24 protein-coding genes, 1 pseudogene and 2 riboswitches are annotated in these 23,519 nt (G+C 73.0%); of the genes and pseudogenes, 12 read left to right on the forward strand and 13 right to left on the reverse strand.

Annotated features, from left to right (window positions below; genetic code table 11):
• Positions 1-177 precede the first annotated feature (177 nt).
• Genes ligA through AC5WRL_RS25895 form a run of 3 tightly spaced genes read right to left on the reverse strand, consistent with a single transcriptional unit; the run spans position 178 to position 4,242 of the window.
• A complete protein-coding gene (gene ligA / locus AC5WRL_RS25885) occupies positions 178-2,448 on the reverse strand; it encodes an NAD-dependent DNA ligase LigA (RefSeq protein WP_496091077.1) in 2,271 nt (756 codons plus the stop codon).
• A gap of 16 nt (positions 2,449-2,464) precedes the next feature.
• Complete coding sequence (locus tag AC5WRL_RS25890) at positions 2,465-3,517, reverse strand: methionine synthase (RefSeq protein WP_496091078.1); 1,053 nt, start codon at positions 3,515-3,517, stop codon at positions 2,465-2,467.
• 35 nt (positions 3,518-3,552) lie between these two features.
• Positions 3,553-4,242 (reverse strand): SDR family oxidoreductase, encoded by a 690-nt coding sequence (locus tag AC5WRL_RS25895; protein WP_496091079.1) that lies wholly within the window; start codon positions 4,240-4,242, stop codon positions 3,553-3,555.
• A gap of 79 nt (positions 4,243-4,321) precedes the next feature.
• Here AC5WRL_RS25895 and AC5WRL_RS25900 point away from each other — a divergent pair, with 79 nt between their 5' ends.
• Genes AC5WRL_RS25900 through AC5WRL_RS25910 form a run of 3 tightly spaced genes read left to right on the forward strand, consistent with a single transcriptional unit; the run spans position 4,322 to position 6,068 of the window.
• Positions 4,322-5,125: a carbon-nitrogen hydrolase family protein gene (locus AC5WRL_RS25900; RefSeq protein WP_496091120.1), complete on the forward strand. Its 804-nt coding sequence runs from the start codon at positions 4,322-4,324 to the stop codon at positions 5,123-5,125.
• Positions 5,126-5,184: 59 nt separating this feature from the next.
• A complete protein-coding gene (locus AC5WRL_RS25905; protein ID WP_496091080.1) occupies positions 5,185-5,838 on the forward strand; it encodes a DUF2975 domain-containing protein in 654 nt (217 codons plus the stop codon).
• Complete coding sequence (locus AC5WRL_RS25910) at positions 5,838-6,068, forward strand: helix-turn-helix domain-containing protein (protein WP_496091081.1); 231 nt, start codon at positions 5,838-5,840, stop codon at positions 6,066-6,068. The genes AC5WRL_RS25905 and AC5WRL_RS25910 overlap by 1 nt, the downstream gene beginning before the upstream one ends.
• Here the strand turns inward: AC5WRL_RS25910 and mnmA are convergent.
• Both mnmA and AC5WRL_RS25920 read right to left on the reverse strand, forming a co-directional pair.
• Positions 6,049-7,266: a tRNA 2-thiouridine(34) synthase MnmA gene (gene mnmA, locus AC5WRL_RS25915; RefSeq protein ID WP_496091082.1), complete on the reverse strand. Its 1,218-nt coding sequence runs from the start codon at positions 7,264-7,266 to the stop codon at positions 6,049-6,051. The genes AC5WRL_RS25910 and mnmA overlap by 20 nt on opposite strands.
• A gap of 1,155 nt (positions 7,267-8,421) precedes the next feature.
• Complete coding sequence (locus AC5WRL_RS25920; protein WP_496091083.1) at positions 8,422-9,591, reverse strand: cysteine desulfurase family protein; 1,170 nt, start codon at positions 9,589-9,591, stop codon at positions 8,422-8,424.
• A gap of 89 nt (positions 9,592-9,680) precedes the next feature.
• Between AC5WRL_RS25920 and AC5WRL_RS25925 the strand changes: the two genes are divergently transcribed.
• The 3 genes from AC5WRL_RS25925 (at position 9,681) to AC5WRL_RS25935 (ending at position 11,250) form a co-directional block, all read left to right on the forward strand.
• Positions 9,681-10,343: an N-acetylmuramoyl-L-alanine amidase gene (locus AC5WRL_RS25925; RefSeq protein WP_496091084.1), complete on the forward strand. Its 663-nt coding sequence runs from the start codon at positions 9,681-9,683 to the stop codon at positions 10,341-10,343.
• Between the two features lie 62 nt (positions 10,344-10,405).
• Positions 10,406-11,023 (forward strand): SRPBCC domain-containing protein, encoded by a 618-nt coding sequence (locus AC5WRL_RS25930; protein ID WP_496091085.1) that lies wholly within the window; start codon positions 10,406-10,408, stop codon positions 11,021-11,023.
• A gap of 41 nt (positions 11,024-11,064) precedes the next feature.
• Complete coding sequence (locus tag AC5WRL_RS25935) at positions 11,065-11,250, forward strand: hypothetical protein (protein WP_496091086.1); 186 nt, start codon at positions 11,065-11,067, stop codon at positions 11,248-11,250.
• 438 nt (positions 11,251-11,688) lie between these two features.
• Here AC5WRL_RS25935 and AC5WRL_RS25940 read toward each other — a convergent pair.
• A pseudogene (locus AC5WRL_RS25940) lies at positions 11,689-12,375 on the reverse strand (peptidoglycan recognition protein family protein); the annotation flags it as partial.
• Positions 12,376-12,498: 123 nt separating this feature from the next.
• Entirely contained in the window at positions 12,499-12,972 is a 474-nt protein-coding gene (locus tag AC5WRL_RS25945) for a Dps family protein (RefSeq protein ID WP_496091087.1), read from the reverse strand.
• A gap of 98 nt (positions 12,973-13,070) precedes the next feature.
• On the opposite strand from AC5WRL_RS25945, the gene AC5WRL_RS25950 reads away from it, so the two are divergent.
• A complete protein-coding gene (locus tag AC5WRL_RS25950) occupies positions 13,071-13,637 on the forward strand; it encodes a GNAT family N-acetyltransferase (RefSeq protein WP_496091088.1) in 567 nt (188 codons plus the stop codon).
• Here AC5WRL_RS25950 and AC5WRL_RS25955 read toward each other — a convergent pair.
• Positions 13,622-14,332 (reverse strand): enhanced serine sensitivity protein SseB C-terminal domain-containing protein, encoded by a 711-nt coding sequence (locus AC5WRL_RS25955; RefSeq protein WP_496091089.1) that lies wholly within the window; start codon positions 14,330-14,332, stop codon positions 13,622-13,624. The genes AC5WRL_RS25950 and AC5WRL_RS25955 overlap by 16 nt on opposite strands.
• On the reverse strand, positions 14,329-15,129 hold the full coding sequence (locus AC5WRL_RS25960) for an enhanced serine sensitivity protein SseB (protein ID WP_496091090.1): 801 nt from the start codon (positions 15,127-15,129) through the stop codon (positions 14,329-14,331). The genes AC5WRL_RS25955 and AC5WRL_RS25960 overlap by 4 nt, the downstream gene beginning before the upstream one ends.
• Positions 15,130-15,241: 112 nt before the next feature.
• Positions 15,242-15,336: riboswitch (glycine riboswitch) on the forward strand.
• Position 15,337: 1 nt separating this feature from the next.
• A riboswitch (glycine riboswitch) is annotated at positions 15,338-15,429 on the forward strand.
• 58 nt (positions 15,430-15,487) lie between these two features.
• Between AC5WRL_RS25960 and gcvT the strand changes: the two genes are divergently transcribed.
• From gcvT to AC5WRL_RS25980, 4 genes are all read left to right on the forward strand, one after another.
• Entirely contained in the window at positions 15,488-16,600 is a 1,113-nt protein-coding gene (gene gcvT / locus AC5WRL_RS25965; RefSeq protein WP_496091091.1) for a glycine cleavage system aminomethyltransferase GcvT, read from the forward strand.
• A 99-nt stretch (positions 16,601-16,699) separates the two neighbouring features.
• A complete protein-coding gene (gene gcvH, locus AC5WRL_RS25970) occupies positions 16,700-17,080 on the forward strand; it encodes a glycine cleavage system protein GcvH (RefSeq protein ID WP_496091092.1) in 381 nt (126 codons plus the stop codon).
• A 14-nt stretch (positions 17,081-17,094) separates the two neighbouring features.
• A complete protein-coding gene (glyA, locus tag AC5WRL_RS25975) occupies positions 17,095-18,369 on the forward strand; it encodes a serine hydroxymethyltransferase (protein ID WP_496091093.1) in 1,275 nt (424 codons plus the stop codon).
• Between the two features lie 76 nt (positions 18,370-18,445).
• Positions 18,446-19,828, forward strand: coding sequence for an L-serine ammonia-lyase (locus tag AC5WRL_RS25980; RefSeq protein WP_496091094.1), 1,383 nt, complete (start codon positions 18,446-18,448; stop codon positions 19,826-19,828).
• 136 nt (positions 19,829-19,964) lie between these two features.
• Here the strand turns inward: AC5WRL_RS25980 and AC5WRL_RS25985 are convergent, their stop codons facing one another.
• From AC5WRL_RS25985 to AC5WRL_RS26000, 4 genes are all read right to left on the reverse strand, one after another.
• A complete protein-coding gene (locus tag AC5WRL_RS25985) occupies positions 19,965-20,921 on the reverse strand; it encodes a hypothetical protein (RefSeq protein WP_496091095.1) in 957 nt (318 codons plus the stop codon).
• A 100-nt stretch (positions 20,922-21,021) separates the two neighbouring features.
• On the reverse strand, positions 21,022-21,891 hold the full coding sequence (locus tag AC5WRL_RS25990; RefSeq protein ID WP_496091096.1) for a hypothetical protein: 870 nt from the start codon (positions 21,889-21,891) through the stop codon (positions 21,022-21,024).
• Positions 21,892-21,947: 56 nt separating this feature from the next.
• Positions 21,948-22,493, reverse strand: a complete 546-nt coding sequence (locus tag AC5WRL_RS25995) for a SigE family RNA polymerase sigma factor (RefSeq protein WP_496091097.1) — start codon at positions 22,491-22,493, stop codon at positions 21,948-21,950.
• A 150-nt stretch (positions 22,494-22,643) separates the two neighbouring features.
• A complete protein-coding gene (locus AC5WRL_RS26000) occupies positions 22,644-22,814 on the reverse strand; it encodes a hydrophobic protein (RefSeq protein ID WP_496091098.1) in 171 nt (56 codons plus the stop codon).
• Between the two features lie 146 nt (positions 22,815-22,960).
• Here AC5WRL_RS26000 and AC5WRL_RS26005 point away from each other — a divergent pair, with 146 nt between their 5' ends.
• Positions 22,961-23,155 carry a CsbD family protein gene (locus tag AC5WRL_RS26005; protein WP_496091099.1) on the forward strand — a complete coding sequence of 65 codons (195 nt, stop codon included), beginning with the start codon at positions 22,961-22,963 and terminating at the stop codon, positions 23,153-23,155.
• The last annotated feature ends 364 nt before the right edge of the window (positions 23,156-23,519 follow it).

The raw sequence follows: 23,519 nt of genomic DNA on the forward strand, positions 1-23,519 counted from the left end.
GCTTGCTTGCCCGCGCCAGGGCAGGCACACCCCCCACACTAGGCCGCGGTCCGGCTCCGCGGACGCGGGGTGGCGGAAAGTCGGGCGTTTTCTTCACACCGGGCGGGCAGTTGCCCCATTCCCTGGTATATGCCGCTGTCCCGCGCCACCCACGCGTCATCTTCCGTTGCGGCGGCGTTATTTCTCCCCTTCCGCCCGCTCTTTCCCCTTCTCTCCCGTCACCTCGGCCGCTTCGGCCGCCCCAGTCGCTTCGGTGCCGGTTTCCGCCTCTTCCCCTGCGCTCAGGGCGACTTCGCGAGCGGCGTCGGCGCCCTGCTCCAGCAGTACGGCGAAGCCGGCCTCGTCCAGCACCGGCACTTTCAGCTGCACGGCCTTGTCGTACTTGGAGCCAGGGCTCTCCCCCACCACCACAAAACCGGTCTTCTTGGAGACAGATCCGGTCACTTTCGCGCCCCGGCTCTGGAGCGCCTCCTTCGCACCGTCACGGGTGTGGGACCCAAGCGTCCCCGTCACCACCACGGTGACCCCCTCCAGCGGGCGCGGCCCGGCCTCCTCACCGGCGCCCTCGTCCTCCATCCGCACCCCGGCGGCCCGCCAGCGCTCGACGATCTCGCGGTGCCAGTCGACGGCGAACCAGTCCGAGAGCGAGGCCGCGATCGTCGGGCCCACCCCCTCGGTGGCCGCCAACTCCTCCTCCCCGGCCGTCATGATGCGGTCCAGCGACCGGAATTCCCGGGCCAGCGCCTGTGCCGCGACCGGGCCCACATGCCGGATGGAGAGCCCGGTGAGAATCCTGGCCAGCGGCTGTCGCTTGGCCGCCTCGATGGCCTCCAGCATGGCCAGGGTGTTCTTCTTGGGCTCGCCCTGCTGGTTGGCGAAGAAGGTCACGATCTTCGGCTCGCCGGTCTCCGGATCGCGTTTGGGCAGCCCGGTGTCCTGGTCCAGTACGTAGGAGGTGATCGGCAGCAGCTCCTCGACCCGCAGGTCGAACAGGCCGCCCTCGTCCCGCAGCGGCGGGGTGGCCGGCTGGAGCGGCTGGGTGAGCGCGGTGGCGGCCACGTACCCGAAGTGGTCGATGTCCAGACACTTGCGGCCGGCCAGGTAGTACAGCCGTTCGCGCAGCTGCGCGGGGCACGAGCGCGCGTTGGGGCAGCGCAGATCGATGTCCCCCTCCTTCATCGGCCGCAGCGCCGTACCGCACTCGGGGCACTCGGCGGGCATCACGAACTCCCGCTCGCTGCCGTCCCGCAGGTCCGCCACCGGGCCCAGGATCTCCGGGATGACATCGCCGGCCTTGCGCAGCGCGACGGTGTCCCCGATCAGCACGCCCTTGGCCTTGACCACCTGCTGGTTGTGCAGGGTGGCGAACTCCACCTCGGAGCCGGCCACCGTGACCGGCTCGACGACGGCGTACGGGGTGACCCGGCCGGTGCGCCCGACCCCGACCCGGATGTCCACCAGTTTGGTGTTGACCTCCTCCGGCGGGTACTTCCAGGCGATCGCCCAGCGCGGCGCCCGCGAGGTCGAGCCGAGCCGCCCCTGGAGCGGCAGCTCGTCCAGCTTGACCACCACGCCGTCGATCTCGTGCTCGACGGCGTGCCGGTGCTCCCCGTAGTAGGCGATGAACTCGCGCACCCCGTCCAGGGAGGTGACCACCTTGGCGGCCCGGGCGGTGGGCAGCCCCCACTCGTGCAGCAGCTCGTAGGCGTGCGAGAGCCGGTCGATGCCGAAGCCCTCGCGGGCGCCGATGCCGTGCACCACCATCCGCAGCGGGCGGGACGCGGTGACCTTGGGATCCTTCTGGCGCAGCGAACCGGCCGCCGCGTTGCGCGGGTTGGCGAACGGTTTCTCCCCGGCGTCCACCAGCCGGGCGTTCAGCTCCTCGAAGCGCTCCATGGGGAAGAACACCTCGCCGCGGATCTCCACCAGCGCGGGGATCCGCTCCCCGCTCAGCCGGGCCGGGATCTCCTCGATGGTACGCACGTTGGGGGTGATGTCCTCCCCGGTACGGCCGTCCCCGCGGGTGGCGGCGCGGGTGAGCCGGCCGTGCTCGTAGGTGAGATTGACCGCGAGGCCGTCCACCTTGAGCTCGCACAGGAAGTGGTACGGGATGCCGTCCAGCTCGTCGGCGATCCGGTCGGCCCAGGCGGACAGTTCGGCGTCGTCGAAGGCGTTGTCGAGCGAGAGCATGCGTTCGGCGTGCTCGACGGAGGTGAACTCCGTCTCGTACGACCCGGCCACCTGCTGGGTGGGCGAGTCGGGGGTGCGCAGCTCGGGGTGCGCCTCCTCCAGCGCCTGGAGTTCGCGCAGCAGCGCGTCGAACTCGGCGTCGCTGATCACCGCTGTCTTCACGTAGTAGCGGAAGCGGTGCTCCTCGACCCGCTCAGCGAGCCGGGCGTGCCGCTCCCGTGCCTCGGCGGGCACTGCTGACCGCGCTTCGATCGACACCGTCTTGTCTCCGTCCTCACTCAGGGTTGTCCGCGAGGGATCTCGCCGCCCGGACGCAACACGCCAGCGCCGCCCGGGCGTACGCCGGGGAGGCACCCGCGAGTCCGCAGGCCGGGGTGATCACCACGGACTCGGTGAGCAGCCCCGGTGCCAGCCCCAGCCTGCGCCACAGCGACCTGACTCCACTGACCGTACCGGCCGGGTCCGACAATTCCGCCGCGTGCTCGCCGGTGCCGGGTACGACGCCGAGGAACAGCGCGGTGCCGCCCTCCGCCGCCTCGCCGATCGCCTCGTCCTCACGCTCGGTGAGGAGGGAGAAGTCGAGGGAGACGGCGTCGGCGCCGGCCCGGCGCAGCAGCGGGACGGGGACGCCGGGGGCGCAGGAGTGCACGACGACGGGGGCGCCGGCGGCGTGGCCGACGGCGATGAGGTCGCGCAGCGCGCCTTCGGCGACGGCGCGGTCCACGGCGCGGTGGGTGCGGTAGCCGCTGGCGGTGGGGACGGCGCCGTGCAGGACGGCGGTGAGGGAGGGTTCGTCGAGCTGGAGCACGGGGCGGGCGCCGGGGACGCGGCGGCGTACGTCGGCGAGGTGGGCGCGCAGCCCCTCGGCGAGGGAGGCGGCGAGGTCGCGGCAGGCGCCGGGGTCGCCGAGCATGGCCTCGCCGGTGCGGCGTTCCAGGGCGGCGGCCAGGGTCCAGGGGCCGACGGCGGAGATCTTCAGCGCGCCGGTGTGGCCCTGGGTGAACTCTTCGAGGGTGTCGAGGTCTTCGCGCAGCCAGGCGTGGGCGCGTCGGGTGTCGCGTCCGGGGCGGTCGCTGATCCGCCAGCCGCTGGGCTCCAGATGGACGTACAGCTCGGCCAGCAGTCCGGCGGTGCGGCCGATCATGTCGGCGCCCGGGCCGCGGGCGGGGAGTTCGGGCAGGTGCGGCAGGGACTCCAGGGAGCCGGTGACGGTGCGCACCGACTCCCTGATGTCCACGCCCGGCATGGAGCCGATTCCGGTGGCCGCGGCCGGGCCCCAGGGGTGTCGCGGGTCGCTGGCCGCGTCGTGGTTCGCCGTGTCGTTCACCCCGGCAGCCTACGAGTTCGGCGGCGCGGGTCCGCTCAGCCGGTGGGGCGTACGGAGAGGTCGGTGATCTCGGTGCCGCGCGGCAGGTCGAGTGCGGTGAGGAGGGTGGTGGCCACCGATTCGGGGGTCATCCAGCGGTCCGGGTCGTACTCCTTGCCCTCCTGCTGGTGCACCTTGGCCTGCATGGGGGTGGCGGTGCGGCCGGGGTAGACGGTGGTGACGCGTACCCCGTGGCCGGCCTCCTCGGCGCGCAGCGCGTCGGCGAGGGCCTTGAGGCCGTGCTTGCTGGCGGCGTAGGCGCCCCACTGGGGGTGGGCGCGCAGTCCGGCACCGGAGTTGACGAACAGCACATGGCCCTGGGCGGCGCGCAGCTGCGGCAGCAGGAGGCGGGTGAGTTCGGCGGGGGCGACGAGGTTGGCGGCGAGGGTGGCCTGCCAGACCTTGGGGGTGAGGTCGCCGATGCCGCCGAGGTCGACGACGCCGGCGATGTGCAGGAGGGAGTCGACGCGGTCGGGGAGGGTCTGGTGGCCGAGCGCCCAGGAGAGCCGGGCGGGGTCGGCGAGGTCGCCGACGAGGGTGCGGGCGCCGGGGAAGCGGTCGCGGAGCTGGGCGGCGCGGCCGGCGTCGCGGGCCCACAGCCACAGTTCGTCGCCGCGTTCGGCGAGGCGTTCGGCGACGGCGGTACCGATTCCGGAGCCGGCGCCTGTGATCACATGCGTTGCCATACGAGCATGGTCTCGTACGGGCAGGAACGGTTCGGCAGCGGGAGGCGGCGGCATGGCGGGTACGGACGGTACGGGGACAGTGCGGATCGCGGTGGGGCAGGTGCTGTCCGGGGTGTCCCCGGAGGCGAATCTGGCGGAGCTGGCCCGGGTCGCGGAGCGGGCGGCGGAGCGGGGCGCGTCGGTGCTGGTGTTCCCGGAGGCGGCGATGGCGCGGTTCGGGATTCCGCTGCGGCCGGTGGCGCAGCCGCTGGACGGGCCGTGGGCGGCGGGGGTGCGGGAGATCGCGGCGCGGCACGGGCTGCTGGTGGTGGCGGGGATGTTCACGCCGGCGGCGGACGGGCGGGTGCGCAACACGCTGCTGATCACGGGGCGGGGGGTGGACTCCTGGTACGACAAGGTGCATCTGTACGACGCGTTCGGCTTCGCGGAGTCGCGGACGGTGGCGCCCGGCGACGGGCCGGTCACGGCCGAGGCGGACGGGGTGACGTTCGGCTTCGCGACCTGCTACGACGTGCGGTTCCCGGAGTTGTTCGGGCGGCTGGCGGCGCTGGGGGCGCAGGTGATCGTGGTGCCGGCGTCGTGGGGCGCGGGGGCGGGGAAGCGGGAGCAGTGGGAGCTGCTGGTACGGGCCCGGGCACTGGATTCCACCTGCTGGGTGGTGGCGGCGGGGCAGGCGGATCCGGCGGCGGTGGGTGAGGAGCCGGCCACGTCGGCGCCGACCGGGATCGGGCACAGCATGGTGGTCTCGCCGCTGGGCGAGGTACGGGGGCGGCTGGGAGCGGAGCCGGGGTTGCTGGTGGTGGATGTGGCGGTGGGCGAGGTGGCGTCGGCGAGGTCCTCCGTTCCGGTGATTGCCAACCGGAGACCAGAGGCTTATCGTTAATCGATAGCATCGATAAACGATAAGGGGGGTGCCTCGTGAAGGCTGCCTTGAAGTCATTGATGAGATCCGGCGAGAGCCGGCCGGCTCGCCCCGGCCGGCCGCCGAAGGATCCGCTGGAGCCGATCGAGCTGGCGGTCACGGCCGTCTGCACCCTGGGCGTCGTGGTGCTGACGCTGTGGGGCCTGCTGGCGATCTTCGTCGACGGGGTCGGCTTCTATCTGCCCTCCGACGTGTGCGTCGCCGACCCGGTCACCAACGGCGGCGGCACCTGGACGGAGAACGCGTTCGGCGCGGCACCCGGCGTCAGCGTCACGGTCAGCCCCACCTACTGCTTCGAGGGCAGCGCCGGCCAGCGGGCGCTGAACATCCTCGCCACCCAGGCCTCCCTGCTGTGGCACGTCGGCGCCCTGGTGATGGCCTGGCTGCTGATCCGCCGGGCGCGCAAGTACGGCCCGTTCACCGGCCGTACGGTGCGCGGGCTGACCGTGCTCGGCTGGTACCTGGCGGCCGGCTCGGTGGCGCTGCACCTGCTCCAGGGCTTCGTCTACGGCACACTGATCTCCTACGCGACCGACTACTGGGGCTACGCGCAGCTGATCGACCCGCAGCAGGTCCGCTGGTGGCCCATCTTCACCGGCCTGGGCCTGCTGACCTTCGGCCGGCTGATCCAACTGGCCACGGATATGCGGGAGGACCTGGAGGGGGTGGTGTGATGCCGGTGGGCGACACGGAGTTGCACGGCATCGAGGTCCATCTGGACCGGCTGCTGGCCGAGCGGCGCATGACCCTGACCGAGCTGGCCGACCAGGTGGGCGTGACCAACGTCAATCTGTCCGTGCTCAAGAACGGGCGGGCCAAGGCCATCAGGTTCTCCACCCTGACCCGCCTGTGCGAGGTGCTGGAGTGCCAGCCGGGGGATCTGCTCAGCCACCGGCCGAAGTGACCGGGGCGGGCGCGGAGGCCGGGGAAGCCGGGGAAGCCGCGGTGACCGAGGGGACCGAGGTGACCGCGCGCTCGGTGGCGGCGATGGTCGCCGAGCCGACCACCCGCGAGCCGTCGTACAGCACGATCGCCTGGCCGGGCGCCACCCCGCGCACCGGCTCGGCGAACCGGACCCGCAGCCGGTCCGCGCCCTCCGGCTCGGCGGTCACCGGGGTCTCGCCGCCGTGGGCGCGCAGCTGGGCGGTGTAGTCGCCGGGGCCGGTGGGGGCGGCGCCGCACCAGCGGGGGCGGATCGCGGTCAGCGCCCCGATGTCCAGCGCCTCGGCGGGACCCACCGTGACGGTGTTGTCCACCGGCGAGATGTCCAGTACGTAGCGGGGCTTGCCGTCGGCGGCCGGGTGGCCGATGCGCAGGCCCTTGCGCTGGCCGATGGTGAACCCGTGGGCACCCTGGTGGGTGCCCACCCGCCGGCCGCCCTCGTCGAGGATGTCGCCCTCGGCGGCGCCCAGATGGCCGGCCAGGAAGCCCTGGGTGTCGCCGTCCGCGATGAAACAGATGTCGTGGCTGTCCGGCTTCTTCGCCACCGCCAGCCCACGGCGCTCGGCCTCGGCCCGGATCTCGTCCTTGGTGGTACGGGTGTCGCCCAGCGGAAACAGCGCGTGGGCCAGCTGCCGCTCGTCCAGGACACCCAGCACATAGCTCTGGTCCTTGGCGAGATCGGTGGCCCGGTGCAGCTGGCGACTGCCGTCCGGGGCGGTCACCACGGTGGCGTAGTGGCCGGTGCACACGGCGTCGAAGCCCAGCGCCAGCGCCTTGTCCAGCAACGCGGCGAACTTGATCTTCTCGTTGCAGCGCAGACACGGATTGGGGGTACGGCCGGCCCGGTACTCGGCGATGAAGTCCTCGACCACGTCCTGGCGGAACCGCTCGGCGAGATCCCACACATAGAAGGGGATGCCGATGACATCGGCGGCCCGGCGGGCGTCGCGGGAGTCCTCGATGGTGCAACAGCCGCGCGCGCCGGTGCGGAAGGACTGCGGATTGGCGGACAGCGCCAGATGGACGCCGGTCACCTCATGCCCGGCCTCCACGGCACGGGCGGCGGCGACGGCGGAATCGACGCCGCCGGACATCGCGGCGAGAACACGAAGACGCGGTCCCGTACGGGGACCGGAGGGAGCACCGGGGAACTCATTCATAGCACCACCACCCTACGGGGTGCGGTCCCGGCTCCGGCAGGGCCGGGCGACCGGGCGGCCGGGCGGCCGGGCGGCCGGGCGGCCGGGCGGCCGTCGGGAGCGACGACCGTACGGGCCGGGAACGGCCGCCCACCACATGACCCCGGTGGCGGGGCCACGTGCCAACGGCCCCGCACGGGGCCGGGACCGGCGCGGGTGCCGTGCGGGAGCGGGGCACCGCACGGATCCCGGCTCTCGCCACACCGGAACCGTGCGACGGGGACGCGGGGCATGGGATCAGGGGGTCGTCGCGAGGGTCGACGCCCCGGGGCCCCGCCGACCGGCCGGTCCCGGCGCCGCGGGCCGAGGGCCCAGGGCCGAAGCCCCCGCCCGGCGCCGGGCCCGGCCGATGCCGGGCATACCGGCGAGGACAGCACCGCCGACCGGGGAAACACCGGCACCACACAGCATCAACGCCAAGACCAGCCACCGCAGGGCGTCCGGCGCCGGGACCGGCCGATGCCGGACGTACCGGCAAGGACAGCACCGCCGACCGGGGAAACACCGGCACCACACAGCATCGACGCCAAGACCAGCCACCGCAGGGCGTCCGGCGCCGGGACCGGCCGATGCCGGACGTACCGGCGAGGACAGCACCGCCGACCGGGGAAACACCGGCGCCACACAGCATCGACGCCGGGGGCGCCGGCCATCGGGGCCCCCGGCGGTGGGGCCGATCCGCCCGGCCGTGCCGGGCCTGGGGCCTGTCCGATGGTCCCGCCTGGCCCGCACCGCCTGGAACCGGGGGCACCTCCCAGGCCCCCAAGGGCCTGGGGGAACCTCGCCGCACTCCGCTTCGCTCCGTCTCTGCTCTGTTGAGAGACCTGGGAAGCAGAGCTGTCGAGACGCCCAAGTAGCCCCTCCCCAAGCTCTTCGAGCAGGGGATAGCCCATGGCCGGGAGGTGCCCGCTGCACCAGACGCCGCGGGCTCAACCGGCGCTATCCCTCAGACAGGCCCTTTGTCCTGAGTCAAAGATTCTTGGGTGGTTCCTCGCGGATGGCCGATGGGCCGTTGGCGACCACGGAAGGCCGGCGCCAGCGATGTTCCTGGCAGCCACTGGATCCTGCGGTGCGAACCAGGGCGGAGATCTGGCCAGGAACTTCCGACTCAGGACACTAGCTGAGGCCCGCCGTACGGGCGCGGGCCACCGCCGGGGCGATGGCCTCCGCCACCGCCTCGATGTCCGCCCTGGTCGTGGTGTGGCCGAGCGAGAAGCGCAGGGTGCCGCGCGCCAGTTCGGGGTCGGCGCCGATGGCCAGCAGTACGTGGCTGGGCTGCGCGATCCCGGCCGTGCAGGCGGAGCCGGTGGAGCACTCGATGCCCAGCGCGTCCAGCAGCAGCAGCAGCGAGTCCCCCTCGCACCCGGGGAAGGCGAAGTGCGCGTTGCCGGGCAGCCGCCCGGCCGGGTCCGGGTCACCGCCCAGCACCACGTCCGGCACCCGCTCCCGCACCGCCGCGATCAGTTCGTCGCGCAGCCCGCCGATCTCCCGGGCGAAGTCGGCCCGGCGCGCCGTGGCCAGCCCGGCCGCCGCCGCGAAGCCGGCCACCGCCGGCACGTCCAGCGTGCCCGAGCGGACCTCGCGCTCCTGGCCGCCGCCGTGCAGCACCGGCACCGGCGTCCACTGACGCCCCAGCAGCAGCGCCCCGATGCCGTAAGGACCGCCGATCTTGTGCCCGGACACGGACAGCGCCGCCAGCCCGGAGGCGGCGAAGTCCACCTCCAGCTGGCCCACCGCCTGCACCGCGTCCGCGTGCATCGGGATGCCGTACTCCGCGGCGACCGCCGCCAGTTCCGCCACCGGGAGGACCGTACCGATCTCGTTGTTGGCCCACATCACGGTGACCAGCGCCACATCCGCCGGATCGCGCTCGATGGCCTCCCGCAGCACGCCGGGACGTACCCGGCCCACCGCGTCCACCGGCAGCCACTCCACCACCGCCCCCTCGTGGTCGGCCAGCCACTGGACGACATCCAGCACCGCGTGGTGCTCGACCGGGCTCGCCAGCACCCGTACCCGGCGCGGGTCGGCGTCCCGGCGGGCCCAGTACAGGCCCTTGACCGCGAGGTTGTCGGCCTCGGTGCCGCCCGAGGTGAAGACCACCTCGCTGGGCCGCGCCCCCAGCGCCGCGGCCAGCGTCTCCCGGCCCTCCTCCACCGCGCGCCGCGCCCGGCGTCCGGCGGCGTGCAGGGCGGAGGCGTTGCCGGTGACGGCCAGCTGCGCGGTCATCGCCGCGATGGCCTCGGGGAGCATCGGCGTGGTGGCGGCGTGGTCGAAGTACGGCATGGTGGGGCCGATTCTACGAGCCGTCCCCGGTGGGGCGGCCGATGGAACCGGATGGCGGACAGTCACGTTCTTTTCCCTCGGAGGATGACATGGGCGATCACGTGGGGCCGAAGCGGCAACGGGAGCAGCGGCGGCTGGGGCGGCGCGCCCTGGTGCTGGGGGGCGGTGCCGTCGCCGTGGGAGCCGGGGCGCTGGCGGCCCGGGAGACCCTGGGACGCTGGTGGTGGCGGCTGCCGGGGGTCGAGGAGCCCCGTACCCCGGGTGAGGTGGACCACGAGGGCGCCGAGTGGATACCGGCGTCGAGCGCGAACTACCGGCGGGCCAGCCGGCCGCGCGACTACTCCATCGACCGGGTCGTCATCCATGTGCCGGAAGCGACGTACGACATCACGCTGCGGGTCTTCCAGGACCCGGGGCACGGGGCGGCAACCCACTATGTGGTGCGTTCGGAGGACGGCCATGTGGCGCAGCTGGCCCGTGAGCTGGATGTCGCCTTCCACGCCGGTCACCGGGGGTTCAACGAGCGCAGCATCGGCATCGAGCACGAGGGCTGGGTGGCGGATCCGTCCTATCTGACGGACGCGCTGTACGAGTCCTCGGCCGCTCTGGTGGCGGGGATCTGCCGGCGGTACGGCATTCCGGTGGACCGTGAGCACATCGTGGGACACAACGAGGTGCCCGAGGTGGTCCGGGAGTGTCCGGGGCAGTACTGGGACTGGGACCGCTATATGGAGCTGGTTCGGCAGGCGTGAGCGCGGGCGGCGGGTGAGGATCGTATCCGCAAGGTCCTGCCGTGACAGGGGAGAGCCCCACCATGACCGAGAAGACCGAGATCACCAGCTGGATCGATGACACCTATCGCGAGGTGGGGCGGCGTCCCGTCCCCGAGGGTGTGGCCCGCACCCTGCTGATCCGCCGCCACTACCCGGCCCGGCTGGTGGATGTGTGGGACGCGGTGACCGTCCCCGAGCTGCTGGCCCAGTGGTTCCTGCCGGTGGGCGGTGAGCTGGAGCTGGGCGGCAGTTTCCGTATCGAGGGCAACGCGAGCGGGGAGATCCTGCGCTGCGAGGCACCCAATCTGCTGGCGGTGAGCTGGAACTTCGGCACCGGGCCGAGCAGCGAGGTGGTGCTGCGGCTGGCCGATGTCTCGCGGGAGGAGACGGCGCTGGAGTTGGAGCAGGCGCCGATCCCCGATCTGATCGAGATGGAGGGCCGGCGGCTCGATCCGGTGCTGAACGACTATGAGACTGGTCTCTTCGGGCTGGGCACCGGCTGGGAGCTGGCGCTGATCTCACTGGGCCGGTTTCTGCGCGGCGAACCCATCACCGAACCCGCTGCCTGGGAAGAAGCGCCCGAGGTGCAGAATTTCGCGGTCCGCTGCGGCGACATCTGGGCGGAGCTGGCCCGGGAGGAAGCGCGCGAGCGGCCGTAAACCCGGTCGGCACTGTCAGTGCCGCCCTCTACCCTGGGGGCATGATCATCACGTGCGATCACGCCCCGACCACCACGACCACCGGTGCCGATGAAGCGGCAGTGGCGAATGAGGCCATCCGGCGTTACGTCCGCGCGCACGGCAACCGGCCGTGGGGGGAGCGGGAGGCCGCCGAGCTGGCGCGGCTGCGCCGGGTGTGGCTGGCCGCGATACGCGCGGCGGCCTGACGTCCCACTTCGCCGCCCCCCGGGGGGTCAGGCCGGCCAGTACAGCGCCTCGGCGCGCGCCCACTCCACGGTGACCGGTCCTGAGCCGTGGTGCTGGACCTCCACCCGCAGCCGGCCCTTGTCGGTGGCCGGCACATGGCCGGTCCAGGTGTAGACGAAGTGGCCCTTGCCGCCGTCGTTCACCGGGGAGTCGGTGGGCATGGCCGAGGCGCGTACGTACTTCCCGTCCTGGAGCCGGTAGCGGGCCACCCGCACCTTGAACTCCTGGCCCTTGACCAGCCCGGCCACCGTCACCGCGACGGAGGCGGTGTAGTAGCAGGGGCCGAGGAGCACGGAGGGCTCGGGGTCCTTGTCCACCCACTTCTTGCCGTCGTAGGAGCGGTTGAAGTTGAGGGTGGTCCAGGTGTCGGGCTGAACGGTACGGGTGTAGGAGCGGGTCTCGAATAACGACCGCTTGGGCATCTCGTCCTCCTCGGGGCTGCTGGGGCTGCCCGTGCCGCCGGGGCTCCAGCCGGCCGACTGCTTCAGACGGGCGGCGACCCGCTTGCGGATGTCGCTCATGGAGACGCCGGGCCCGTAGGGGTCGATCTTGCCCGGCTGCCATTCGAGATGGCCGATCACCGAGGTGTCCCCGGACTTGCCCCAGCCGTGTGCGCGGCACAGCGCGGCGGCGGCCCGTACCGCGGCCTCCACCTGGGCGGCCGGCCACGGGTCCTTGCCGTCGCCGAGGTTGACGCACTCGAACCCGTAGAAGTGCGGATTGCCGTCGGTGTCGGCCTTGGTGTCGGGCGGCAGGGCCTTCTCGGCGATGACGGCGCTGAGTACGGCGCTGTCGCCCTTGCCGGCGTGATTGGCGCGGCCGTGCCCGACCAGGTGGACGGTGCCGGCCTTGTCGATCACCCCGTGGCACAGCGGCCCGGGCAGATCGGACCGGCCCGCGTAACACAGCTCGACCGAGGCATCGGTTCCGGTGGTGACGGTGTGATGGATCATCACACCGTTCACCGGTCCCCAGGCCCCGACGCTGTTCCGGTTGTGCGTGCGCCAGGACTTGTACTCGACGACCTTGACGCCTTCGGCCTTCAGCGCGGACAACACCTTGTCAGCGCTCAGTGGAGTGGCCACATCTGACCCCCGTTCGCATGCGACGACGCAGTAGCCTCCCCCTCAGTGGTACGTCGCATCACCCCCGTGCGCAAGAGCCCCCCACCCCGCTCTCGCACCTTTCAACAAGGCGGTCCCGGCGCCTCAGCTGCCGTTCTCGGCCTGGAACATCCAGTGATGTTTTTCCAGGTCCTTGACGAGCTGGATGAGGTTGTCCTCGGTGACCCGGTCGACCTCGCCGACCGCGACCATGCGGTCGCGCATGCGGACGATGCAGGTGCCCAGGGCCTGGGTGAGGATGGCGACCGCCTCGGTGTCGGGGAGCCAGCCTTCGGGGACGGTGGCGATGCCGGTGCTGCCGGCCACGGTGGCGGCGCGGCCGTCGGGGCTGATGCCGAGGGCGGAGGCGCGTTCGGCCACGATGTCGGAGTGCGAGCGGGCGGTTTCCACCACGTCGTCGAGCTGGAGGTGCACGGTGCGGAAGCGGGGGCCGATCACGTTCCAGTGGACCTGCTTGGCCACCAGGGACAGATCGATGATGTCCGCCAGCGCCCCCTGGAGGGCGTCGGAGACGACCTTGAGGGCGGGCTCGGGCAGTGTGCTCTTCACGGCATACATGAATCGTCCACTTTCATCCGAATATGCGGCTTTCTCCTCACGGTACCCCCGGCGCCCCGGGCCCGCAGGGGGAGCCGGGGGGTGGGACAGTGGTGCCCATGAACGACCCCGTCATCCGGTTCGCGCGCGCCGGGGATCTGCCGGCCGTGTGCGCGATCGTGAACCACTCCATCGCGTCATCCCCCGCCAATTTCCGCACCGAGCCGCAGAAGCCCGAGGAGTGGCTGGAGCAGTGGGAGCGCGGGCACCGTGCCCATCCGTGGCTGGTCGCCGAGGTGGCCGGTGAGGTCGCCGGGGTCAGTTACGCCTCCCCGTGGAAACCGCGCGCCGCCTATGCCTGGACCGTGGAGTGCGCCGTGTATCTGGGGGCCGAGCACCAGGGCCGGGGGCTGGGGAAGGCGCTGTACCGGCGGCTGTTCGCGCTGCTGACCGAGCAGGGGTTCCACAGTGTGATCGCCGGGGTCGTCGTGCCCAATCCCGGGAGCGAGGGGCTGCACCGTTCGCTGGGGTTCCGGCAGGTGGGGACGTTCCGGGAGAACGGCTACAAGATGGGCGCCTGGCGTGATGTGAGTTACTGGCAGCTCCCGCTCGCCGGGCATGCCGGGGAGCCCGCGCCCGCCACGCCGGTGCCCGGTGGCGGCAGCAGCGCTCAGGACGCCGTGTAGAAGGGGCGGGCCCGCGCCCGCAGCCACATGGCGACCGGGTCGTACGCGTCCGCCATCGCCACCGTGGCCACCACCAGCCCGTCCGGGACCGCCTCGATGGCCCGCGCCATCATCTGCCGCACCGTCTCGGCGGCCGGCTCCCCCGGATCGTCCACCTCCAGGCCGATCACCAGATAAGCGGTGCCCACCGCCGGCCGTACCCAGCCGCGCCGCAGGCTGCGCAGCACCGGGGTACGGCGCGCCTCGGCCGTCAGCCGCCGGTAGAACGGCTCGGCCGGCGCGGTGGGCTCGGTGATCACCAGCGGACCGGCCGGCAGCCGGTCCAGGCCGCCCGCGATCCGCCGCAGGTCGGGCCAGGGGATGCCCAGGCCGCCGCCCGGGGTGTGGGGGTTGAGCCACAGGCCCCAGTGGTCGGGGTAGAGGGCGGCGGCGATATCCCGGCCGCCGATCACCTCGTGGTCGCGCGGCCAGCCGCTGGCGGCCAGCTCGGCGGGCGAGGTGACGGCCGGCGCGTAGCCGTGCCCGGTGACCTCGACGCTGCCGTACTGGGCGTCCGGGTCGCCGGGCCGGCCGTGCCACAGCAGCATCCACACCTCGCCGCCGGCCAGCGCGCCGAGCAGCGTCTCGTAGATGTCCGGGCGGCCGGCCGTCACCCGGGGCAGCAGTTCCTCGATCGCCCCCTGGGCTTCGCTCATGCGTCCCGCCGGTAGAACGGCTGCACGCTGTGCCGCAGCCAGTCCACGACGGGGTCGGTCACCGCGTCCAGCAGCACCAGCTGCACCGGCCACGGCACGGCGCAGCGCGCCAGCGCCCGGCCGAGCGCGTCATGGCTGCCCAGCCGGTACTCCTCGGCCAGCTCGTCCAGCTCCACGCCGATGAACAGCGCCGGGGCGCCGCCCTCCGCGCTGGCCAGGCCGCGCCGCGCGGTGCGGACGTACGGCAGCTGGGACAGCTCGCCGGCCGCCGCCGCCAGGAAGTCGACGGGCTCCTGCTGCCAGTCGGGCTCGAACAGCCGCATCCGCGCACCCGTGGGCATGCCGGGGGCGCGCTCCCCCGGGGTGTCGCGGCACAGCTGGGCGACGCCCTCCGGCGGCACGGGGAGGCCGACGGTGCCGCCGGGGTTGACGGCCAGCCCGGCCTGGGGCGGCAGTCCGCGGGCGAACTCCTTGACCGGGGCGACGGTGAAGGACATATGGCTGCCCACCACCAGCTGGAACTGTTCGGCGGAGCTGAAGACCGGGACGTACACCGCGCCGTTCAGGTCGATGGTCGGCAGGTCCAGGGTGCGGCTGGCCGGGCCGCCGCCCTCGGGCAGCGGCACCCACACCGGGCTGCGGCCCAGCACCTGGAGCAGCCGGGGCGCGGCGTCCGGCACGCCGACGGACGCCGCCAGCGCCTCCTCCAGCTCATTGCCGGGCCATCCCCCGCCCGCGCCGCCATCCGCGCCGCCGCCGGCGCCGCCGTGCCCGGGGTCCTGCCAACGCTCGTTCATCTCGTCCCACCACCATCTGATCCGGTCTGTAGGGCACCCTAATGGCTCAGCCCGGGCCGTCATGCGATGATGAGCCGCACAACAACCGCAGGACAATCGAACAATGGCCGTTCGACCACGCGCGGGAGAGTCCCCGGTCCAGCGCCGGGGCGCCGAAGGAGCAAGTCCTCCCTTGAATCTCTCAGGCCCCGATACCGCGCGCGGAAGGCAAATCTGAAAAGCGGGCCCGGCCGAACGGGCCCCACCCACGGTGCAAGCCGCAAGGCGAACCTCTCAGGTGCCGATGACAGATGGGGAGGGCGAGCCGTATCCGCGCGTCCGCGCACCGCCCGCCGCCCGTACCCTCTGGAGCCACCTCATGACGTCCCGTATCACCGCGCTCGACGCCGTTCACCGCGAGCTGGGCGCCACCATGACCGACTTCGCCGGCTGGCAGATGCCGCTGCGGTACGGCAGCGAGCGCGCCGAGCACCAGGCGGTACGTACCGCCGCCGGTCTGTTCGACCTGTCCCACATGGGCGAGATCGCGATCACCGGGCCGCAGGCCGGGGAGCTGCTGGACCACGCCCTGGTCGGCAAGCTGTCCGCGCTGGCGGTGGGCCGCGCCCGGTACACCATGATCTGCGACGCCGAGGGCGGCATCCTCGATGATCTGATCGTCTACCGGCTGGCGGACGAGCACTACCTGGTCGTCGCCAACGCCGCCAACGCGCAGCTGGTGCTGGACGCCCTGACCGCGCGCGGCGCGGGCTTCGAGGCCGGAGTGCGCGACGACCGGGACGCGTACGCGCTGATCGCCGTCCAGGGGCCGAGCGCGCCCGCGATCCTCGGCGCGCTCACCGACGCCGATCTGGCCGGGCTGAAGTACTACGCGGGGCTGCCGGGCACTGTGGCCGGCCGGCCCGCGCTGATCGCCCGCACCGGGTACACCGGCGAGGACGGCTTCGAGCTGTTCGTCGCGCCGGGCGACGCCGAGCCGCTGTGGCGCGCGCTGACGGCGGCCGGCGAGGTGTACGGGCTGGTGCCGTGCGGCCTGTCCTGCCGCGACACGCTGCGGCTCGAAGCCGGGATGCCGCTGTACGGGCATGAGCTGACGGCCGCCACCACGCCCTTCGACGCGGGGCTCGGCCGGGTGGTGAAGTTCGACAAGGACGGCGACTTCGTGGGCCGCGCGCCGCTGGAGGCGGCGGCCGAGCGGGCGGCGAGCGCGCCGCCGCGCCGCCTGGTCGGGCTGGTCGGCGCGGGCCGCCGGGTGCCGCGGGCCGGGTATCCGGTGCTGGACGCGGCGGGCACGGTGATCGGCGAGGTCACCTCCGGCGCCCCCTCCCCCACCCTGGGCACCCCGATCGCCATGGCGTACGTTGACGCCGCGCACGCCGCGCCCGGTACGGAGGGGGTCGCGGTGGACATCAGGGGCGGCCGGGAGCCGTTCGCCGTGGTGGCGCTGCCGTTCTACCGGCGCGAGAAGTAGCGGCGCGCGGCGCCGGCCGGCCGGCTGCCGCCCCCTCGTCCTTTCTCTCTTCATCCCCGCTTTCCTCCCGCATTGTCACCATCGAGGAGAATCGATCCCATGAGCAACCCTGTCGAGCTGCGCTACAGCAAGGAACACGAGTGGCTGTCGGCCGTCGAGGACGGTGTCGCCACGGTCGGCATCACCGCCTTCGCCGCCGACGCGCTGGGCGATGTCGTCTACGTCGAGCTGCCCCAGGCGGGCACCTCGGTCACCGCCGGCGAGACCTGCGGCGAGCTGGAGTCCACCAAGTCGGTCAGCGATCTGTACTCCCCGGTCACCGGTGAGGTCACCGAGATCAACGACGCGGTGGTGGAGGAGCCGGCGCTGGTGAACTCCGAGCCCTTCGAGGGCGGCTGGCTGTTCAAGGTCCGCATCGACGGCGAACTGCCCGGCGATCTGCTGGACGCCGACGGCTACACCGCCTTCACCCAGGGCTGAGGGGGACCGCCGCCATGTCTTCGTCCGTACTGAACCAGTCCCTGCACGAGGTGGACCCGGAGGTCGCCGCCGCCGTCGACGCGGAGCTGCGCCGCCAGCAGTCCACCCTGGAGATGATCGCCTCGGAGAACTTCGCGCCGGTGGCGGCGCTGGAGGCGCAGGGCTCCGTGCTCACCAACAAGTACGCCGAGGGATATCCCGGGCGCCGCTACTACGGCGGTTGTGAGCATGTCGATGTCATCGAGGACCTGGCCCGGGAGCGCGTCAAGGCGCTGTTCGGGGCGGAAGCGGCGAATGTGCAGCCGCACTCGGGGGCCTCGGCGAACGCCGCCGCGATGGCCGCGCTGCTCAAGCCCGGCGACACCATCATGGGTCTCGACCTGGCGCACGGCGGGCATCTCACCCACGGGATGAAGATCAACTTCTCCGGACGGCTCTACCACGTCGTGCCCTACCACGTGGCGGACGACACCGGCCTGGTGGACATGGCCGAGGTCGCGGCGCTCGCCGCCGAGCACCGGCCCCGGCTGATCATCGCCGGCTGGTCGGCGTACCCCCGGCAGCTGGACTTCGCCGCGTTCCGCCGCATCGCGGACGAGGTCGGCGCGCTGCTGATGGTGGACATGGCGCACTTCGCGGGCCTGGTGGCCGCCGGGCTGCACCCCAGCCCCGTACCGTACGCGGATGTCGTGACCACGACCACGCACAAGACGCTGGGCGGTCCGCGCGGCGGGGTGATCCTGTCGCGTCAGGAGCACGCCAAGAAGATCAACTCCGCGGTGTTCCCCGGGCAGCAGGGCGGCCCGCTGGAGCATGTGATCGCCGCCAAGGCGGTGGCGTTCAAGATCGCGGCGGGCGAGGAGTTCGCGGAGCGGCAGCGGCGTACGGTCGCCGGCGCCCGGCTGCTGGCCGAGCGGCTGGTACGGGCGGACGTGGCCGGCGCGGGCGTGTCCGTGCTGACCGGCGGCACCGACGTCCATCTGGTGCTGGTCGATCTGCGCGACGCGGAGCTGGACGGGCAGCAGGCGGAGGACCGGCTGCACGCCATCGGCATCACCGTCAACCGCAACGCCATCCCCAATGACCCGCGCCCGCCGATGGTGACCTCCGGGCTGCGCATCGGCACCCCGGCGCTGGCCACCCGTGGCTTCGGCGACGAGGACTTCCGCGAGGTCGCCGACATCATCGCCCTGGCGCTGCTGCCCGGGTACGACGCGGGCACCGCCGAGAAGCTGGCCTCCCGGGTGACGGCGCTCGCCGACCGTCATCCGCTCTACCCCGGCCGTTAGGCCCCTGTGGTGGGGCGCGCCGCCCGCGCGGGTGCGCGCCCCGCCGTTCTCGTCCCCCGGTAAGGAGTGGACCCCCATGGCACTGTCCGCCTTCGATCTGTTCTCCATCGGCATCGGGCCCTCCAGCTCGCACACGGTCGGCCCGATGCGGGCGGCGCGGATGTTCGCGCACCGGCTGAAGAAGGAGGGCGCGCTGGCGCCCACCCACGCGGTACGGGCCGAGCTGTTCGGCTCGCTCGGCGCCACGGGGCACGGGCACGGCACACCCAAGGCCGTACTGCTCGGTCTTGAGGGGTACGCGCCCGACACGGTCGACGTGTCCGGGGCCGACGTGCGGGTGGCGGCGATCCGCGCCGAGCGCCGGCTGCGGCTGCTGGGCGCCGACATAGGGGACACCCATGTCATCGCCTTCGACCCGGACACCGATCTGGTGCTGCACCGGCGGACGTCGCTGCCGTACCACGCCAACGGCATGCGGCTGGCGGCGCTGGACGCCGCCGGCTCCGTCCTGCTGGAGAAGACGTACTACTCGGTGGGCGGCGGCTTCGTCGTCGACGAGGACGCGGTGGGCGCGGACCGGATCCGGCTGGACGACACGGTGCTGCGCCATCCGTTCCGCACCGGGGACGAGTTGCTGCGGCTGACCCGGCAGACCGGGCTCTCGGTCTCCTCGCTGATGCTGGAGAACGAGCGGGCGTGGCGGCAGGAGGGCGAGATCCGGGCCGAGCTGCTGCGGATCTGGGGGGTGATGGATGCCTGCATCGCGCGCGGCATGGAGCGGGAAGGCATCCTGCCGGGCGGTCTGAAGGTCAGGCGGCGGGCGGCGAGTGCGGCGCGCAGGCTGCGCGGCGAGGGCGCCCGGGCGGAGTCCGCCATGGAGTGGGTGACGCTGTACGCGATGGCCGTCAACGAGGAGAACGCGGCCGGCGGCCGGGTGGTGACCGCCCCCACCAACGGCGCGGCCGGCATCATCCCGGCGGTACTGCGCTACTACCTGGACTTCGTGCCGGGCGCGAACGAGGACGGAGTGGTGCGCTTTCTGCTGGCGGCGAGCGCGATCGGGATGCTGTTCAAGGAGAACGCCTCGATCTCCGGCGCCGAGGTCGGCTGCCAGGGCGAGGTCGGCTCGGCATGCTCGATGGCGGCGGGCGGGCTCGCGGAGGTGCTGGGCGGCACCCCGGAGCAGGTGGAGAACGCGGCGGAGATCGGCATCGAGCACAACCTGGGCCTGACCTGCGACCCGGTCGGCGGCCTGGTGCAGATCCCGTGCATCGAGCGGAACGGCATGGCGGCGGTGAAGGCGATCACGGCGGCCCGGATGGCGCTGCGCGGGGACGGGCGGCACCATGTCTCGCTGGACAAGGCGATCAAGACCATGAAGGAGACGGGGGCCGACATGAGCATCAAGTACAAGGAAACGGCCCGCGGCGGGCTCGCGGTGAACATCATCGAGTGCTAGCTCCTGGGCGGCCGACAGCCGACAGCCGGTCGCCGGTCGCCGGTCGCCGGTCGCCGGTCGCGCGGCGGGTTCCCCCGGGACAGGGGGGAAGGACGGGGGAACCCGCGCGCTCGGGGGCCGGAGGAGAAGCCCCCGGCTACGGGGCGGCCACCACCCGCTCAGCGGCGGCGATCATGGCGTCCAGCTGCGCCTTCGCCTCGCTCAGGCCCTCGGCGTACCGCTGGACGGCCCGCTCCTGGTAGGCGTGGTCGACCGCGAACCACACGCCCACCACGTTGTGGGCCGCCCGGCACTCCTGGTCGGCCACGGCGACCTGGATCTCGTACGCGGTGGGCAGCTGGGTCTCGCCCCACCGCCCGTCCGCGGCCGCCGCCAGCGGGTCGGGGTAGTCGAAGCCCTTGTCCCGCATGCACGCCGACCAGAGGTCGAACACCGCGCGGGTGCGCGCGTCGTTCCGGGCCGCGAACAGCGTGTCGAACTTGAGGTCCTCGGACAGATACGGGTCGCCCACCCACCCCTCGGGCGAGCCGGTGAGCCCCGTCCGCGCCTCTCCGGTGCAGCCGTAGTACGGCACGACCTCGCCGTTGATGATCTGACCGCCCGGGCCGAGCTTCTGGCCCGGGCCGTCCGATCCGGTCAGGGCCGTCAGCATCTCGCCCGTCGGCTGCGGGGAGGGCTCCCACTCGGGGAAGCCGCCCGCCCAGTGATAGCCCCACTGCGCCGCGTGCTCGGCGCTCTGGAGTCCGAAGCGGCCGTCGGTCCGGGTGGTCGGGGAGTCGGGAAGGCTGGGCTCGGGGAACCTCGGGACGCTGTAGTCGAAGGAGAACCGCGCCATGCAGCCGGACGCCAGCCGGTCGTACGCGGCGTCGACGGTCGCCCGCTGGGCCGGGTTCAGCAGGTAACCGTCCAGCGGCATCGCCCGGTCGTTGGCGTTGGTGATCACCGGGATCTCGGTGACGGGCGGGGGTTCCTCGGCGGTCGTCCTGGGCCCGTCCGTCGCGGCGCTGGTGGCGGCGGCACCGGTGGCCGCGGCGGCCAGGAGGAGCGGCACGGTGGCCAGGAGAGCGGACAGGCGCTGCACTGCACGAGACATGGTGGTGTGTTCTTCCCATTCGGCTGAGAGGAGGTACGTCGGCGGTACCGGGGTGCGAGCGCGGGTTGGGGCGGGGCCCGCTCCCGCGGGCCGGGGTACCTCATGGCGAACCGGCTCGCCGCGCGGCGTCGTTCACGTCCGGATCGACCCACCACTGCCAGCGCGGACTCGTCGCGAGGGCGCGTACCTCGGCCGCCGCGTACCCGGTCCCGGTCGCGATCACGATCACCCGCGTGCCGTCCGGGCGCAGTACGTCGGCCGTCAGCTCGGTGCCGGAGCCGACGGCCCGCTCCTGGGTGAGCAGCGCCGAACCGTCCGCCAGCCTCTCCGTCCGGCAGCCGTCGTCCCCCTCCTCGCAGGAGGGGTGGCGCCAGGCGCTCCGCGGCGCCGGCGGGTCGGCCGCCGCGCCCGGTTCCGGCTTGTCCGCCGGATCGCCGTACGGGGCACTGCCCCAGCGGTCCGCTCCCGGGTCCTGGACGAAGGCGCCCATCACCCATACCGCGATCTCACCGCCGTCCGCCGGCATGACCTGGCCGTAGGTCTGCGGGGCCGGGCTCGCCGGATCGATGTCCCGCGCGTCGGTGCCCGTCACCGAGGGGCTGTCCGGCAGCAGTTCGATCAGCAGCGCGACCGTGGCGGCGCCCGTCAGGGGTTCCTTGCCCGCCGGGGCGGGCGCGCCGCCGGGCGCGGAGAAATCGGGCAGGGCGACGGCCGGGGCCGGGGCCGCGCCCTGACCGCCCGGCAGGACGAACAGCAGCGTGGTCGCGGTCAGCGCGGCCGTCACCGCGCCCGCCGCGCTCCACAGCGCCACTCGCCTGCGGCGGCGGGCGCGGGTGCCCCGTGCCACCGCGCCCGCCAGCAGGTACTCGGTGCGCAGCGGGAGATCGTTCAGCGCGGTGTCGAGCGTGCGGGACAGCTCGGGGCCGTACCGCAGATCGTCGTCGTGCGAGGTGGTCCTGTCGCGCCGCACGGGTGCACCGTCCTTTCTGGTGTGGTGGGGTCCGGGTTCGGGTGGGGGTGCTGGAGTCAGTGCAGGGCGAACGCGTCCCGGCCGTCGCCGATCGTCCGGCGCAGCGCGGCCAGCCCCCTGCTGCTGCGGTTGCGTACGGAGCCCCGGCTCATGCCCAGCACGGCCGCGGTCTCCTCCACGCTGTGGTCCTCCCAGTAGCGCAGGACGACAACGGCGCGGTCGCGTACCGGCAGTTGGGCCAGGGCCGCGAGCAGGGTGACCCGCAGCGCGCTGTCCGGGCCCGGGGAGCCGCAGGGTTCGGGAAGCTCGGCCACGGGGCGCTCGGAGGAGCGGCGCAGCCGGCGGTGGGAGATGTAGGTGCGCATGAGCACGGTGTGCGCGTACGCCTCCGGGCTGTCCGCGCGCCGTGCCCGGGACCAGGAGGAGAAGATCTTGCCGAGCGCGGTCTGTACGAGATCTTCGGCGAGATGCCAGTCGCCGCTCATCAGCAGGGCGGAGCGGAAGAGTCTCGGCATCACGGCCCGTGCGAAGCCCTGGAACTCGTCGAGAGCGCTCGCGGCCGTGGCTCGTTCCCGCTCGTTCACCGCCGTTGATTCCTGCACGCCCCGGTAGACGCCTCGACCCCCGGTCCGTGTCACAGCTGTGCCGGAACTTTTTCCGCGGCGTCGCCGGCGGTGCGCTTCCCCGGTGTCAGCGGGGTGCCGAGAACGTCCTCGCGCGGCGGGCGCGCGAGGGCGGGGAGAAGGTGTTCATCACCAGCGGTACCAGCGACCGCGGCGGCCGTGGCCGGTCAGCGGGCGAACGACGAAACCCGCGACCCAGACGATCAGCACCAGCACCGCGATCCACCACAGGACCTTGGCGGCGAAGCCGATCACGAACAGGATCGCGGCGAGCAGCAGTACCAGCAGCATCGCAATCATGGGTCTGTCTCCTCCTCCTCGGCCCTCGGGGGGCGCGGCTGCGAGTACCCCGGGACCCGGTGGGGTTTAAACCCGGGCGATCGCGGTCAACCGGGAGAAAGTCCCCTGACCGAGCAGCACAGGAGCAGCACAGGAGGTGCGGCACCGTGAGCGAGAAGTCGGACGCGAACAGGGAGAAGGCCAGGGCCAAGGCGCAGCAGGCGAGCGGCAAGGCCAAGGAAACGCTGGGGCGGGCCCGGGACAAGGTCGCCGACCAGCGGGCGAAGCGGGCCAAGGGCAGCGAGGGGGGACGGTCGATGCGGGACCGGCTCAAGGACGCGCGGGACGCGTTCCGCGGCTGAGCCGGGGCCGGCGCCGGCCCCCGCCCCGGCCCTGCCGTTACGGCTGGGCGGGGCCGGGGGCGGAACCGTGCCCGCGCGGTGCGAATCGGGCGTGCGCCGAACCCGGCGGGAATCCCCGCCGGGTCGCTCGGCGTGTCCGGGTGGTGGGGGCAGCCGGTTGAGCGGCCGGCGGGGCGGGGTGGGTACCGGTGGCGGTGGCGGTGGTGCGGCCTCGTGGAGCGGAGCGACCCGGGTCGGTGCGACCGGCGGGGTGGGATGGGGGTGACGAGTGCCGTGGGGCAGCCGGAGCCACGCCGCCCGGCCACCACGCCCGCAAACTTTGGCAAGGCTAACCTAAATGCCAGTTCAGGCAGCTACCGGCCAT

This window comes from Streptomyces sp. NTD107 (assembly GCF_059510435.1).